This window comes from Mesorhizobium sp. M1A.T.Ca.IN.004.03.1.1, assembly GCF_003997555.1.
In the GTDB taxonomy this organism is placed as follows: domain Bacteria; phylum Pseudomonadota; class Alphaproteobacteria; order Rhizobiales; family Rhizobiaceae; genus Mesorhizobium.
In genome coordinates this window covers 730,922-746,340 of sequence record NZ_RZTV01000002.1, presented here as the reverse complement: position 1 = coordinate 746,340, position 15,419 = coordinate 730,922, and the positions used below count along the sequence as shown (strand labels likewise).

10 protein-coding genes are annotated in these 15,419 nt (G+C 64.1%); 8 read left to right on the top strand and 2 right to left on the bottom strand.

Features of this window, described 5'->3' with window-relative positions; all coding sequences use genetic code 11:
* Window positions 1-17: 17 nt before the first annotated feature.
* Window positions 18-1,691 carry an ABC transporter substrate-binding protein gene (locus tag EOD29_RS09475; protein ID WP_066989416.1) on the bottom strand — a complete coding sequence of 558 codons (1,674 nt, stop codon included), beginning with the start codon at window positions 1,689-1,691 and terminating at the stop codon, window positions 18-20.
* Between the two features lie 500 nt (window positions 1,692-2,191).
* Between EOD29_RS09475 and EOD29_RS09470 the strand changes: the two genes are divergently transcribed.
* Both EOD29_RS09470 and hydA read left to right on the top strand, forming a co-directional pair.
* Complete coding sequence (locus EOD29_RS09470) at window positions 2,192-4,612, top strand: FAD-dependent oxidoreductase (RefSeq protein WP_127246533.1); 2,421 nt, start codon at window positions 2,192-2,194, stop codon at window positions 4,610-4,612.
* A gap of 54 nt (window positions 4,613-4,666) precedes the next feature.
* The gene (hydA, locus tag EOD29_RS09465; RefSeq protein ID WP_127240260.1) at window positions 4,667-6,109 is read left to right on the top strand and encodes a dihydropyrimidinase; all 1,443 of its coding nucleotides are present in this window, start codon (window positions 4,667-4,669) and stop codon (window positions 6,107-6,109) included.
* 39 nt (window positions 6,110-6,148) lie between these two features.
* Here hydA and EOD29_RS09460 read toward each other — a convergent pair whose 3' ends face one another.
* Window positions 6,149-6,754: an alpha-ketoglutarate-dependent dioxygenase AlkB gene (locus EOD29_RS09460; RefSeq protein WP_067327538.1), complete on the bottom strand. Its 606-nt coding sequence runs from the start codon at window positions 6,752-6,754 to the stop codon at window positions 6,149-6,151.
* 93 nt (window positions 6,755-6,847) lie between these two features.
* Between EOD29_RS09460 and EOD29_RS09455 the strand changes: the two genes are divergently transcribed.
* The 6 genes from EOD29_RS09455 (at window position 6,848) to EOD29_RS09430 (ending at window position 15,407) form a co-directional block, all read left to right on the top strand.
* Window positions 6,848-7,084, top strand: coding sequence for a KTSC domain-containing protein (locus tag EOD29_RS09455; RefSeq protein WP_348630417.1), 237 nt, complete (start codon window positions 6,848-6,850; stop codon window positions 7,082-7,084).
* 354 nt (window positions 7,085-7,438) lie between these two features.
* A complete protein-coding gene (locus EOD29_RS09450) occupies window positions 7,439-8,059 on the top strand; it encodes a (2Fe-2S)-binding protein (RefSeq protein ID WP_127246532.1) in 621 nt (206 codons plus the stop codon).
* A 2-nt stretch (window positions 8,060-8,061) separates the two neighbouring features.
* Window positions 8,062-9,084 (top strand): xanthine dehydrogenase family protein subunit M, encoded by a 1,023-nt coding sequence (locus EOD29_RS09445; RefSeq protein WP_127246531.1) that lies wholly within the window; start codon window positions 8,062-8,064, stop codon window positions 9,082-9,084.
* A 2-nt stretch (window positions 9,085-9,086) separates the two neighbouring features.
* Window positions 9,087-11,366, top strand: coding sequence for a xanthine dehydrogenase family protein molybdopterin-binding subunit (locus EOD29_RS09440; RefSeq protein WP_127246530.1), 2,280 nt, complete (start codon window positions 9,087-9,089; stop codon window positions 11,364-11,366).
* 404 nt (window positions 11,367-11,770) lie between these two features.
* Window positions 11,771-12,604, top strand: a complete 834-nt coding sequence (gene fghA, locus EOD29_RS09435) for an S-formylglutathione hydrolase (protein WP_127246529.1) — start codon at window positions 11,771-11,773, stop codon at window positions 12,602-12,604.
* A gap of 253 nt (window positions 12,605-12,857) precedes the next feature.
* Entirely contained in the window at window positions 12,858-15,407 is a 2,550-nt protein-coding gene (locus EOD29_RS09430) for a caspase family protein (RefSeq protein WP_127246528.1), read from the top strand.
* Window positions 15,408-15,419: the final 12 nt, after the last annotated feature.

Genomic DNA, 15,419 nt, shown 5'->3' with positions numbered 1-15,419 from the left:
GCCGGGCGCAGCGTGGTCTAGGCGGAGGCGACCGCATAATCCTTGGCGAAGATGTACTGTGATGGATGCAGTTCGAAGCCCTGCACCTTCTTGTCCATGACGGTCGAGAAGATGCGCCAGAACGGCTGCACGATCGGGCCCTCGTCCTGCATGATCAGCTCGATCTTCTCCATCACCTTGCTGCGCTCCTTCGGGTCGAGAATGCCCTCGGCCTGGGTGAGCAGCTTGTCGAATTCGGCGTTCGAGAAATGCGATTCATTCCAGGCGGCATTGGAGCGGTAGGCGAGGCCGAGCGTCATGATGGCGAGCGGGCGGTGGCCCCAGGCGGTCAGGCTGAAGGGCGCGCTGGTCCACACTTCCCAGTACTGCGCGCTCGGCAGCGACTTGATGTTGGCCTTGATGCCGATGTCCTTCAGCTGTTCGGCCATCGCCTGTGTCGTGTTGAGCTCCCAGATCGGGTCGGGCCGCGTCACCAAATCCAATTCGAAACCGTCGGCATGGCCGGCGTCGGCCATCAGCTTCTTCGCCTTCTCGACGTCGCGAGGCCATTTGGGCAGCGCGGCATATTCGGGGTGCGACGGCGCCACATGGTGGTCCTCGGCCGGCGTGCCGGCGCCGAGCAGGACGGTCTGGATGATCTTGTCGCGGTCGAGCGCATGGCGCATGGCCTGGCGCACGCGCTTGTCCTTGAATTGCTCGACATCGGGATGCATGCGCATGACGATGGTCTGCGTCGTCTCGACCTTGTGGACCGAGACATGCGGGAAGGCCTTCATCGAATTGATCTGCACCGCGTCGGCTTCCGACAGGCCATCGACCTGCTTGGACGCCATCGCGGCGATGCCGGCGCCGGGATTGTCGCCGAGATCGACGAATTCGAACGTGTCGAGATGCGCGGCACCGCCCCAATAATCGGCCCGCGCCTTGTACTTCGCGCCCTTGCCGACCGTGTATTCGACCATCTCGAAGGGACCGGTGCCGTTGGCGCTCGGGCCGAAGGCGCCATTGTCCTTCGGATCGAGGATGAACATCGGATAATGGAAGAGATGTTCGGCGACCGCGATCTGCGGCGAGAACAGGTTCAGCCGCACCGTGCTGTCGTCGACCTTCTCGATCGCCTTGTCGGACCAGAGCCGGCTCGACTTCTTCGGATTGCCCTTGTCGTCCTTCTCGCCGGTATCGTACTCCTCGACGAGATAGCCGGTGAACAGGCCGAGCACCGAGGAGCCGACTTTGGGATCGCTGACACGCTTCAGGTTCCAGACCACGTCGTCGGCATTAAGCGCCCTGCCGTCACGCCATTTCACATCCTTGCGGATGTGCAGCGTCCAGGTCTTCAGGTCATCGCTGACGTCCCACTTCTCCAAGAGATAGGGGTGAGTGATATTGTTGCGGTCGGTAAAGGTCAAATATTCGCAGACCTGGCGGATGACGTTGGATTTTTCGGCGAAGTCGGCCAGATGCGGATCCTTGATCTCCATGCAGCGCATGCCGATGCGCAAATTGCCGCCTTTCGGCAGGTCGCCGGCACGCGCTTGCGTCGCCGGGTCGATGATGCCGGCCATGGCATAGGCCGCGCCGGCCGAAAGCCCGAGCAGCGTCGACTTGCGCAAGAAGTCCCTGCGGCTGATCTCGCCCTCGTTAAGCTGATCGAGCAGTGTCGGAATATAGGGATGCGATGTCTTGTCCAAGGTCTTAACCTCCGAGTTGTCGCGATGCGCGTGCCGGACAGGGCGCTTCGGCGCTGTCTTTTCGACTGGTGCGGAACCGGTTTTGAAGGCCGCGGCGCGACCGCGCCGCCGGACCGTCAAGACGCATGGACGACGAGAGGCATGCCGGTCTGACCGGTCTGTATCCGCGCTCGGAATGCAGGTCCATGGCGGGTGGCTCCCATTGGTGGCGCCGCTGGTCGCGGCTGCTCAATTCCCCGCCAAAAGCTACACCCGGCCTCTATGCCTACAAACGAAGATTGATGTGGCTATGACCTCGTTTTTTTTGCTCTTAACTGCCCCGAAAAGCAGCAGCCAGCCCCAATAGCAGGCTTTACAGTCGTTTCCCGAGCTTTCTACATTGCCGGCGTTCGAAAAAGTGGGGTCATGTTGTCGGCACAAGAGCCAGCACGGACCCCTGTTGTTATCCGGCCCGTCGCCCGGCCGTCCGGCTCCGGCACACAGCCACAAGGAACACGTAAATGCGGACTCATGCCCAGGCTGTTGTGATCGGCGGCGGCCTGATCGGATGCTCGATCCTCTATCATCTGACCAAGCACGGCTGGAGCGATGTCGTGCTGTTCGAGCGCGACGAGCTCACCTCGGGCTCGACCTGGCATGCTGCAGCCAACATTCACGGCTTGCACGACTCGACCAATATCAGCCGCCTGCAGCATTACACCATGGCGCTCTACAAGGAGCTGGAGAAGGAGACTGGTCAGGGCTGCGGCATCTTCCAGCCGGGATCGCTTTATCTCGCCCAGACCGAGGCGCGTGAACATCAGCTCCGGCTGCAGGAAGCCAAAGCGCGCCGCTACAAGATGAACTTCTACGAGGTCGAGCGCGCGGAGGCCGAGCGGCTGCACCCGCTCGTCGACTTCGACGGCATACGCTGCATCATGTACGAACCCGAAGGCGGCAATGTCGATCCTTCGGGCGTGACGGCCGCCTACGCGGCCGGCGCGCGCCAGCGTGGCGCCGAAATCCACCGCTTCACCGCGGTGACCGGAACGGAGCAGCAGCCGGACGGCAGCTGGATCGTGCGCACCACCAAGGGCGACGTCCGCACGCAATGGGTGGTGAACGCCGCCGGACTGTGGGCGCGTGAGGTCGGCGCGATGGCCGGGTTGGCGCTGCCCCTCATACCGACCGAGCACCAGTATTTCGTCACCGAGACCATCCCAGAGATCGCCTCGATGGGCCGGCGTCTGCCTTCGGTCGCCGACCGCGATGGCGAATATTACCTGCGTCAGGAGGGCCTCGGCCTGCTGATCGGCGCCTATGAGCGGGCGATGAAATTCTGGGCCGAGGACGGGACGCCGCAGGATTTCGGCCACGAGCTGTTCCCGGACGATCTGGAACGCATCGAGGAGAACATGATGCGCGCGATCGCCCGCGTGCCGGCGGTCGGCGCTGCCGGCGTCAAGAGGGTGATCAACGGACCGATGATCTGGTCGCCGGACAGCGCCGCGCTGTTCGGCCCGGTGCCGGAGCTGCGCAACTATTTCTGCTGCGCCGGCATCATTCCGGGCTTTTCGCAATCCGGCGGCCTCGGGCGCCTGGCGGCCGAGTGGATGATCGAGGGCGAGCCGACGCTCGACATGTTCGGCTGGGATCTCGCCCGCTTCGGCCACTGGGCGGGCAAGGCATTCGTCAAGGCGCGCGTGCAGGACCAGTACAGCCATCGCTTCAAGATCCATTTCCCAAACGAGGAGCGCGCCGCTGGACGGCCGGTGCGCACACGGCCGGCCTATTCCATGCAGAAGGAAAACGGCGCGGTGTTCGGCCTGAACTTCGGCTGGGAGCATCCGCTGTGGTTCTCGATCGACGGCGAGCCGCGCGAGGAGACGATCGGCTTCACCAGGCAGAACTGGTGGCACCCTGTCGGCCGCGAGGCGCGCATGCTGCGCGACCATGTCGGCATCATCGACATCTCCAACTTCGCCAAATACGAGGTGAAGGGGCCGGGCGCCGAGGCCTGGCTGAACGCGCTTTTCGCCAACAAGATTCCCTCGCGGGTCGGACGATCCTGCCTGACGCCGCTGATCGGCAAGCGCGGCGGCATCGCCGGCGACTTTACCGTCACCAAGCTGGCGGAGGACGAGTATCGCGTCTTCGGCTCCGGCATGGCCGAGCGCTATCATCAGCGTTTCTTCAAGATGCTGCCCTTGCCGGAGGGCACGACGTTCCGCTCGCTCACCGAGGACATGTGCGGCTTCAACGTCGCCGGGCCGAAGTCGCGCGCGGTGCTGCAGCGCCTGACCAATGACGATTTGACGACGGCGTCGTTCCCCTTCATGGCCTCGCGCCGCATCACCGTTGCCGGCCTCGATGTCATTGCGCTGCGCGTCTCCTTCACCGGCGATCTCGGCTGGGAGCTCTATTGCGAGGAGAAGGACCAGACCGCTCTTTACAACGCCCTGCTCGACGCGGCGCGTCAGGAAGGCGGCGGGCCGGTCGGCTCGCGCGCGCTGATGTCGCTCAGGGTGGAGAAGGGCTATGGCAGCTGGGGCCGCGAATACTCGCCCGAATATTGGCCGCAGGAAGTGAAGTTCGACCGCCTGATCAAGATGGATAAGGGCGACTTCCTCAACCGCGACGCCTATGCCGCGCTGGCATCGAAGCCGGCTCGCGACGAGCTGATCATGATCTCGATCGAGGCGAAGGATGCCGACGCCACGGGCGGCGAGCCGATCTTCCTTCCCGATGGCAAGCCGGTCGGCCAGGTCACGTCTGGCGCCTACGGCTATCATGTCGGCATGTCGCTGGCGCTCGGCTATGTGAAGGCGGGCTCGGTGAAATCCGGCGATGCCGTCACCGTCGCGATCCTCGGCCGGCCGCACAATGCCGTGTTGCTCGAGAGGCCGCCCTTCGATCCCGATGGCAAGCGGCTGAGGGCCTGACCGGTGCTTGCCTGCCCGGTGACCCGCAACAGCACAGCGGCGTGAGCGGCACGAATGGCGCGGCGCTCGCATCAGCTGGTCGTAAAAGGCGGTAGGGTCGCTTTGGATGACGGTTGGCGGGATTGCGACGTCGGCATCGATGACGGCCGCATTGCGGCGATCGATTCAGGCCTGCAAGGTGGGCAAACCATTGACGCCGCGGGCCTGTGGGTGATGCCTGGCGGCATCGATGCCCACTGCCATCTCGACCAGCCTGTTTGGGGCGGGGCCGGTAACGCCGACGATTTTGAATCGGGCTCCATCTCGGCCGCATTCGGCGGCACGACCTGCATCGTGCCCTTCGGCATGCCGGGTCCAAATATGACCACGGTGGATGCGCTCGAACGGGCGATGGGCTGCGCGGCCGGCCGTTCCATCATCGACTACGGCCTCCATGCGGTGGTGACGATGGGGACCGGCGCCAACGTCGAGGCACAACTTAGCCAACTGGCCGGGCAAGGCATTGCTTCGGTCAAGCTTTTCATGACCTACCAGGGCTTCGCGGTCGACGACGACCTGTTCTTCACCGTGCTCGATACGGCGAGGAAGCTCGGCTGGATCGTCATGGTTCATGCCGAGAACGATGCCGCCATTCGGCGCACGCGGCAGCGGCTGATCGAGCTTGGCCGCACCGAGATGCGATATCACGCCGTGGCGCACAGCGAGATCATGGAGCGCGAGGCGACCCATCGGGCTCTGGCGCTGGCGGAGATGACCGGCGCCCGTATGACCATCGTCCATGTGTCGTCGCGGCAGTCCGCCGAGGAGGTCGCGCGGGCGCGTCAGCGCGGCGTCGACGTCGCGGCCGAAACCTGCCCGCAATACATCTTCCTCGGTGCCGCGGACCTCGACCGCCCAGGCAGGGACGCCGCCCGCTTCGTCTTTTCGCCGCCGCCGCGCACGCCGCATAGCCGCGAGCATCTCTGGCGGCTGCTGGCGGACGGCGGCATCGACCTCTGGTCGTCCGATCATTCGCCCTATTATTTCGCCGACAAGATCGGCAAGGCGCCGGAGCCAGGTTTCACCACGACATTGAGCGGTATTCCGGGCCTGGAAACCAGGCTGCCGCTGCTGTTTTCCGAAGGGCTGCTGACGGGGCGCCTTTCGCTGCAGCGATATCTGGATCTGACCTCGCGCAATGCCGCCGCGATCTACGGTCTCGACCACCGCAAGGGTCGCATCGCCCCCGGCCTGGACGCTGATCTCGCGCTCTGGGACCCGGCACGCAAGTGGACCATCGGCCACGAAATGCTGCACTCGCGCGTCGACTTTTCGCCTTACGAAGGCAAGGCGGTGACGGGCAAGCCGATCACCGTGCTGCTGCGTGGTGAGCCGCTGATCGCGGGCGAAAAGCTGCAGGCGCAAGCTGGTTTCGGCGGCTTCGTCGCGCGCCGTCCGTCCGATCCGGCAAAGGCCGGCACGGCTGTGGAGGACACCACGCCATGGCTCGACCCCTGATTGGGCGACTTGGAATATCGGCCTGGCAGAACGTCGGACTTACAGCTTGGGTCGCAAGGTCCGAAATGTGACCGAGTAGCGGTGTTCTGCGAGCGGCGGAATGCTGTGCTCCCATTCGTTGCGCGCCGGACCGGCCATGAGATAGGCGGATCTCGGCTCGACCTCGATCGTCTGCCGGTCCCATGTCGCGCCGTTCCTGCGGCGCAGCCGGAAACTGCAGGATGCCAGCAGGGAGACGCCTGCGACGAGCTCGAAATGGGGCTTGTCGCGATGCCAGCCGATGCCCGCGCCAGGCCGGTATTCGTTGATCAGCACCTGCGAGAACTCCGACGCGGGCCGACCGGCGAAGTCGGCGACCTTGTCGCGAAGCGGCAGCAGGAAGTCGGGTATGGCCGGTGCTTCCACGACCTCGCGGCGGTCGTAGTCGTAACGCAGCCCGAAGCCGACAACCTGCCTGTTGGCTAGATGGCCGTGGAAGTCGAAGGGCTTGAACGGCAGGCCTTCGATGCAGCGCACCAACGCGCTTTCTTCGTTGCGCGTGATCAGCTCCGGCCGGTAGCGGAATCCTTCCGGCAGGCTGTTCGGGACACCGAAAAGATCTCCTTGGCGGACTTGCGCCGTGGCGCTCGATTTCGTTGACGGCATAAACCTCAGATAGGCAATTCGGCGGTCTCGCAAGGCCCTGATCCGTCGGCAGCCGGTGCGACGGAACCCATTGACAGCTCCGGGAATTACGCATTGGCCAACGGGGCGCTCGTCATGCCTTCCACCGCCATCCGGAACATCTATTACGACCCGGCGACGAAGATCCTTTCGGTATGGTTTGTCCCGAGCGGCGACCGCTATGACTATGAGCAGGTTGAGCCAGAGACCTACGCGGCATTCAAGGCTGCTCGGTCCAAGGGCCGGTTCTTCAACGAGTTCGTGCGCGACCGATACAGCTTCCATCTGGTGGCGCAAGGACCGCAGCATTGAACCAGAGCCCCGCTCCCATGCCCTGCTCGAAGCCACCCCTCCTGTCGTTGGGCAGGGCCTGTTAGCCTTATTGCTCAGCTACGGTTCGAACTGGGGAATTGGTATCTACCGGTGTGACTTTCGATCGGTTGTGCGAGCTTGCGCAGCGCCGGTGCGCACCGCCGCGTGGCAGTCAACCTCCCTTGCGCGGAACGTTCCTCTGCTGTCCCGGCGTGCTCTGCCTCCGACTTCCGTCGATGCTGTCACAGTCGCGTGAGCTTCCGGGCCTTCGCCTGCAAAATTCGGAACAATGCCCCCGTTGAGAGGTTAGCGCCCCATAGCCAGCCCCGATGACAGCCAGCCTGGGAGCGAGCCATGTCCCGAATTTCCGCGCCAAGCCCGACCGGCCTCAGCCGGCGAAGCTTCATGACAGCTACTGTCTCAGCCGCCGCGGCGGCGCCCTTGCTCAGCTCCCCAACGAGAGCGGCAAAACCGGCCGCGACCCGTTCCGGCTTGAGGGAAAAGGTCGCGGTGTCCTTGCGCATCAACAAGCAGCCTTACGAGCTTTCGCTGGATGCCAGGACCAGCCTGCTTGACGCCCTGCGGGACCATGTCGGCCTTACCGGCACGAAAAAAGGTTGCGATCATGGGCAGTGCGGCGCCTGCACCGTTCTGGTGGACGGAAAGCGCGTGCTCTCCTGCTTGAGCTTCGCCGTGATGAACGACGGCAAGGAGGTGACGACCGTCGAAGGGCTTGCCTCGAGCGACGGCAAGCTGCATCCGATGCAGCAGGCCTTCATCGACCACGACGCGTTCCAGTGCGGCTACTGCACGCCGGGTCAGATCATGTCGGCCATCGGCTGCGTCAACGAAGGCCACGCCAACTCCGAGGACGACATCCGCGAATATATGAGCGGCAATATCTGCCGCTGTGCGGCCTACCCGAACATCGTCGCCGCGGTCGTCCAGGCGCGCGATCAGGCGAGAGGAACCTGACGATGCGCCCCTTCATCTATGAACGGCCGACAGATGTCTCCGCCGCGGTCGCCATCGCATCCCGCTTTACCACCGAGGACGACCAGCCGACACGGGCGAACGCGCAGTTCATCGCAGGCGGCACCAATCTTGCAGACTATATGAAACTTGGGGCGGCGGCGCCCAACCGGCTGCTGGACCTCAACCGGCTCGAAGAGCCAGGGCTGAGGCAGATCAGGGTTACCGACGACGGCGTGCGCTTCGGCGCCCTGGTGCGGATGGGCGAGGCTGCCGACCATGGCGAAGTCAAACGCCGCTATCCCGTCATTGCCGAAAGTTTGCGGCTGGCGGCAAGCGGCCAGATCCGCAACATGGCGAGCCTTGCCGGCAACATGCTGCAGCGAACGCGCTGCGAATATTTCCGCGAGTCCTCCTGGGCCTGCAACAAGCGGGTGCCGGGTTCGGGCTGCGCGGCGATGGAAGGCTTCAACCGCCAGCACGCGGTGCTGGGCGCCAGCGATGCCTGCATTGCCACCTATCACGGCGACTTTGCCCAGGCTCTGATTGCGCTCGATGCCGTTATTCGAGCCGAGGGGTCTCGCGGAGCGCGCGAAATTCCCTTTGCCAGGCTGCATCGGCTGCCCCGCGACACGCCGCATATCGAGACGGATCTGGCGGCGGACGAGATCATCACCGCCATCGAGGTGCCTGCCTTACCGTGGGCCCGGCGCTCGCGCTACCTGAAGATCCGCGACCGCGAGTCTTATGCCTTTGCGCTGGCCTCGGCGGCCGTTGCGCTCGACCTCGACGGCGACAGCGTCCGCGAGGCAAGGATTGCGCTCGGCGGGCTCGCGACGGTGCCGTGGCGCGCCGGCGAGGCCGAAGCGGCCCTGCAGGGCAAGAAGCTCGACGAGGCATCGGCAGGTGCGGCGGCGGACGCTGCCTTTGCCGGTGCCGAACCGCGCCAGCACAATGCGTTCAAGATCGAGCTCGGCAAGCGGAGGCTGGTGCGCGCGCTGCTCGAAACGCGAGACATGAAGGTGTGACCATGGACCCAGCCGCTCCGAAGCCCAAGGAGAACATGGGCGAACCGCTGCCGCGCGTCGATGCGCGGCTGAAAGTCACCGGGCAAGCCCACTATCCGGCAGACCTGCCGACGGCAAACCTAGCCTATGGCGCGCTGGCCACCAGCAGCATCGCCAAGGGCAGGGTGACGAAGCTTCACCTGGACGATGCCCGTGCCGTGCCCGGCCTTCTCGACATCGTCACTTATGGCGACATGGACAAGGTCGAGAAGCCGAAATTCGGCAACGCCGGCGCGACCTCGATCGGACCGCTGCATGACAGGACGATTTTCCACGACGGCCAGATCATCGCTTTGGCCGTTGCCGAGACATTCGAGGCGGCGGAGGAGGCGGCCCAGTTGATCCGCGCCGATTACGAGGAAGAGAAGCCGTCCGCGAGTTTCGATAGTCCCGGCACCAAAACCATTCCCGCCGCCGGCAAGAGTCCGCTGTTCAAGGAGGATGTGAAAGCAGGCGATTTCGACGCCGCCTATGCAGCCGCCGCGGTCAGGATCGACGCTCGGTATTCAACGCCCACCCAGCACCACAACCCGATCGAGCTGTTCTCCACGACGGCATTTTGGCAGGGCGATCAGCTCATCGTCCACGAGCCGTCCCAGAACGTCACCGGCTGGAAGGCCGAACTTGCGAGAGAATTGAAAATCGATCCGGCCAATGTGCGCATCGTCAGTCCCTTCATCGGCGGCGCCTTCGGCTCAAAAGGACCGATGACGCCGCGCACCGCCATCGTCGCAGTAGCCGCAAAACGTCTCGGGCGTCCCGTGCGCTGCGTGACGAGCCGCATGCAGGCTTTCGGCACACAGACTTACCGGGCCGAAACCCGCCACCGCATCCGGATCGGCGCCGGCGAGGACGGCCGCATCACCGCTTTCGCGCACGAAGGATGGGAGGTGACATCGCGCCCTGATCCCTATGTTGTCGGCGGCACCTCGGCGACCGGCCGCATGTACGACTACGGCTCGGTGTTGACGCATGTGTCGCTGGTCCAGGCAGATCGCAACACGCCGGGCTACATGCGTTCGCCGCCCGAGACACCTTACGTCTACGCGCTGGAAAACGCGATGGACGAGATGGCGGTGGCGCTTGGCATGGACCCGGTCGAGTTCCGCCGCATCAATGAGCCGAAGGCGGAACCGATCGGCAAGAAGCCCTTCTCCAGCCGCTCGCTGATCCAATGCTATGAACAGGCGGCCAATGCCTTCGGCTGGGCGAAGCGGGACCCCAAAGTCGGCGCGATGCGCGACGGCGACTGGCTGATCGGCATGGGCTGCGCCACCGCCATCTACCCCACCGCGGTGGCACCATGCGCGGCGCGCGTGCGCCTGACGTCGGATGGCGATGTGCGGGTGCAATGCGGCTCGCATGAGATCGGCACCGGCGTCCGGACAGTGGCCGCCCAGATGGCCTCGCAACGTCTTGGCGTTTCGATCGACAAGGTGACCGTCGAAATGGGCGACAGCAGCCTGCCTCCGGCCCCGGTCTCAGGTGGTTCGATTTCCACCGCAAGCGTCTGCTCGGCGGTTCTGAAGGCTTGCGATGCCATCCGGGCGAAGCTCTCCGCCGGAGCCACGGCCGAAGGCGGCCCGCTTGCCGGCTCACATAACGAGGAACTGGACCTTGACGGCGGCAAGCTTGCGGCCAGGGGCGGAGCGTCCGCGAAGATCGAGGACGTCTTCAAGGCGATGCAAATTGGCGCGATCGAGGAATATGCCGAGTTTGCCCCGAAAGGCGCGACGCCTGAGGCAGTGAAGAAACTCTATGCCGGTCAGTCGGAATTCCATGGCGGCGATCAGGACGAGGACTCGGTGAAATACGCCTTCGGCGCGGAGTTCGTCGAAGTTCGCATCAACAGCTATACTCGGGAAATCCGTGTGCCGCGCAACGTCGGCGCTTTCGCGGCCGGCCGCATCATGAACACGCGCACCGCGCGCAGCCAGCTGATGGGCGGCATGATCTGGGGCATCGGCCAGGCGCTGCATGAAGCGACCGAGGTCGACAGGCGCTATGCCCGCTACGTCAACCGCGACCTGCAGGATTACCTCGTGCCGGTCAACGCCGACATCAGGGACCTGCAGGTGATCCTGGTCCCGGAGGTAGACCACGCCGTCAATCCGGCCGGCGTCAAAGGCTTGGGCGAACTCGGCAATGTCGGCACCGCCGCCGCCGTTGCCAGCGCGGTCTACCACGCGACGGGCAAGCGCATCCGCGATCTGCCGATCAGGATCGACCAGCTTATCGCTTGACGATGCGGCGAGCGGCAGCGCACCGCGATCTGCTCATCAATCCGCTGATTGCCGAGCCGCCGGTGCAATGCGAGCACCCCCACCCGCATTGCACCGTCGGATAGCTTCCGTTCACAACCCGTCGAATTTTCCCTGCCCGCTTGCCAGCGAGCACCCCGCTTCGGTTTCGGCGAAGCAAAGGACAGAAAAGACTTCTTTTTGCGATCCGGCCCGGATGTTCTCTTGCCGACCCTAGAACACGCGAACGCTCGCCTGGGAGGCGACGCATAACGAGAGCGGCTCGAAATGTCCGCCCTTCCGCCGTTCGATCGCGCATCTGCGCCGTTTTGGCGAGGTGCAAGGTTGCGGGCGCCGGGTCCGGCAGCTATGTCGGGCCGGACATTCCCGGCGAGAAGGCAGAACCGATGAACGTCCTTTCCACGTCCAAATCGCACGGCGGCATCCAGGGCGTCTATTCGCACGCGTCGGAAGTCTGTGCTTGCGACATGACCTTTGCCGTCTTCGTGCCACCCCAGGCGAAGGACGGGCCTTTGCCGGTTTTGTGGTATCTCTCGGGGCTCACCTGCACCCATGCCAATGTCATGGACAAGGGCGAATACCGGCGCTTGGCGGCCGAGCTTGGACTCGTCGTCGTCTGCCCTGACACCAGCCCGCGCGGTCCGGACGTTCCCGATGAGAAGGACAATTGGCAGTTCGGCTGCGGCGCCGGCTTCTACGTCGATGCCACGCAAGCGCCCTACGCGAAGAACTATCGCATGTACTCCTACGTCACTGAGGAATTGCCGGCGCTTATTGAGGCCAAATTCCCGGTCGACATTTCGCGCCAGTCGATCTTCGGCCATTCGATGGGCGGGCACGGCGCGCTGACCATCGCACTGAAGAACCCGGGGCGCTTCCGGAGCTGCTCGGCCTTCGCGCCGATCGTGCAGCCGACGACGGCGGGCTGGTCGCGGCCGGCGCTGGAAAAATATCTGGGATCAGACGAAAAGAGCTGGCGCGCCTGTGACGCCACGCTGCTCATCGAGGACGGCCATCGTTACGGCGAACTGCTCGTCGACCAGGGCAGCGCCGACGGCTTCCTCCAGGATGGTCTTCGTCCCTGGCTGCTCGAAGAGGCGTGCAAAAAGGCAGGCATCGCGCTGACGCTGCGCATGCAGGAGGGCTACGATCATTCCTACAATTTCATCTCGACCTTCATGGACGATCATTTGAAGTGGCACGCCGCGCGGCTGGCATAGGCAGCGCAAACGCCCGGCAGCCCTGAACCGGAAGTTGGATGGCCGCGACGCAAATCCGGCGATCCAACGCGTCTTGTCATTGCGGTGAATAGGTCTCTGGAGTAATTTAGAACTTGGTTGGATGAGACGCATGCCCGCTGTCGTTATGCATGCGGTCTGCTCTGGTCCCGGCAGATTGTGAACTCTTTAACAGACCTCGGCGCCGCAAGCTGCGTTCCTGTGGCCGACAGGTCATAGCAGTTAAGGATTTGCCATGCTGCGATGCTGCGCGTTCCTTGCAGCCCTGGTTCTCGTGAGCTTCACGGCCTTCGAAGCTCATGCGGAGCGCAGGGTCGCCTTTGTGATCGGCAATTCCGAATACCGCGACATCCCGGCTCTCAAGAACCCGGACAAGGATGCCGAGGATGTGTCGAACACATTCCGCCTGGCCGGCTTCGACGTGTTCGTCGCCAAGGATCTCACCAAGCTTCGGTTCGAGGAGCAATTCCGCAACTATCTCGCCGCGGCGGACGGTGCCGATCTCGCCGTCGTCTACTATTCGGGCCACGGTTTTCAGATCGGCGGCGAGAATTTCCTCATCCCGGTCGATGCCTCGCTAAAGGCCGCGGCCGACATCGAGGTCCAGGCGATCAAGCTCGACGACGTACTGGAGCAGCTGCGGGCGAAATCGAAGATCCAGGTGATCATCCTCGATGCCTGCCGCAACAATCCGTTCCCGCGCAAGGACTATTGGTTGCGGGACCAGCTGATTGCCGCGGGCGGCACCGGACTTGCGCAGGTGAAGAGCTCGCTGAACACGCTGATTGCCTTCGCCACCGAGCCGGGAGCCGTCGCCTATGACGGAGCGGATGATCTCAGCCCGTTCTCGTCCGCCTTCTCGCGCCGGGCGCTGGCGCCCAACCAGGAGATCCGCACGGTGATGGCGGCGGTTCGCCGCGACGTGGTCAAAGCCACCGATGGCAAGCAGGTTCCTTGGGAGAATTCGTCGCTGATCGACGAGGTGGTGCTGATGCGCCGCGCCAGTCGACCGGCACTGCCGCCGGTGCTGGAAAAGGTCGTGCCGTCGGGCGTCGGACCGGTGGCGCTTGACCTGCCGGAGCCGGTCGATGTCGACGGCGGCGCGGTCACCGTCAGCATCGAAAGGCCGCCGGCGCTTGGACGCCTGACGCTGGACGGCAAGCCTGTCGCTGTCGGCCAGCCGATTGCGGGCAAGGATCTGCCGCGTCTTAAGATGGACATGCCGAAAGGATCCGGCGCGCAGGAAGAGGTCGACATGCTGGCCTATGCCACGCATGACAATTGGGGCGGTCAATCCCAAGGTATCCTGGTGTTTCGGGTCAAGAACGGGAACGCGGCCGAAGGGCAGCAGCTCACGGCTTCGCTCGAGGCCGAGCAGGAGCAGCAGGTGCTGGAGCGCGGCATTCACATCACCGGCGCCGCCGAGGCGATCGAGAACCGTGACGTAACCGTCCCGGTCGGTGTCGGCCCTGTGCCGCTGAAGCTCGTTTTTCCGACCAAGGATCCCACCGTCAGCGTGAAGCTTGCAAGCTATCCGGCAACGGGAACGCTGTCGCTGCCGGACCGGACCTTGTCTCCGGATTCAAGCCTGATGGCCGATGAAGTCGACCACTTGCGCTACGAACCCCAGATCGGCGCCGTCAAGCCGCTGAGCGTCGGCTTCGAAATAAGGGCCGACAACACGCCGTCGAAGCCGGCGACGATGAAACTGTCGCCAAGCGTCGACGCCTGTGACAGGGAGGCCGGCGAGCCTCTCGACCTGCAGGGCGTCGTCCCCGGCCTGCTGCCGAACGAAATCAGCAGCAACGCCGTGGATGTCTGCCGGGCAGCGGTGAAAGCCTATCCCGACGTCGCCCGCTTCCGCTACCAGCTCGGGCGTGCGCTGCTTGTTGCCGGCAAGGTCGACGAGGCCAAGAAGGCGATCCAGGAGGCTGCCGACATGGGGCATGTCCGGGCGGTGTTCGAGCTTGGCTATCTCAACGCCACGGGAACGGGAATGCCCGTCAATCGCAAGCAGGCCAATACCTTCTATGCCGCAGCGTCCGACAAGGGCGATCCGTATGGAATGACCTCGTGGGGTCGCGCTTTGTTCAACGGCTATGGCGTCGATCGTGATGCCACCAAGGGCCTGGACCTGCTGCTCAAAGCGGCGGCGATGGGGCACACTTATGCCATGAACGACCTCGCCGCGATTTTTACGGAAGGTCGTAACGGCGTACCTGCCGATCCGGCTCGCGCCGTGGCCTTCCTCAAAGCGGGCGTCGAACGGCAGGACATGTATTCGATGAACCTGCTCGGCCGAAATTATCTCGCCGGCACTGGGGTTGAGAAGGATCCCAAGAGCGCGCTCGAACTCTTCCAGAAATCCATGGATCTCGGCCAACCCTACGCTCCCGGCAGCTTGGCGCGTATGTACAGGGACGGTGTCGGTGTGCAGCAGGACCTTGCTGAGGCGCAACGCCTTTTCGAGGTAGCGACCGACCGCGGTGATCAGTCGGCCGCATATGATCGCGCGGCTCTGGAACTGCAGCGGGGCGACAAGGCGGACCAGCCTCTCGCCGTACGTTACCTTGCTTTCGCGGCCGCGCTCGATCTCCGCAACGAGTTGCCGAATGCCAAGGCGACGTTGGCCAAATTTGGAACGAAGGCGAAAACGGCCGCGCTCAAGAAGTTGCGCGGAGAACTCAAGTCGAAGATCGCCGCGAACGGTTCGATGGACGACCAACTGATCAAGGTGGCGCGAGCGGTCTGGGAACAGGCCAATCCGCGCCGGGATTTGTTCTGAGCAACAGGGAGG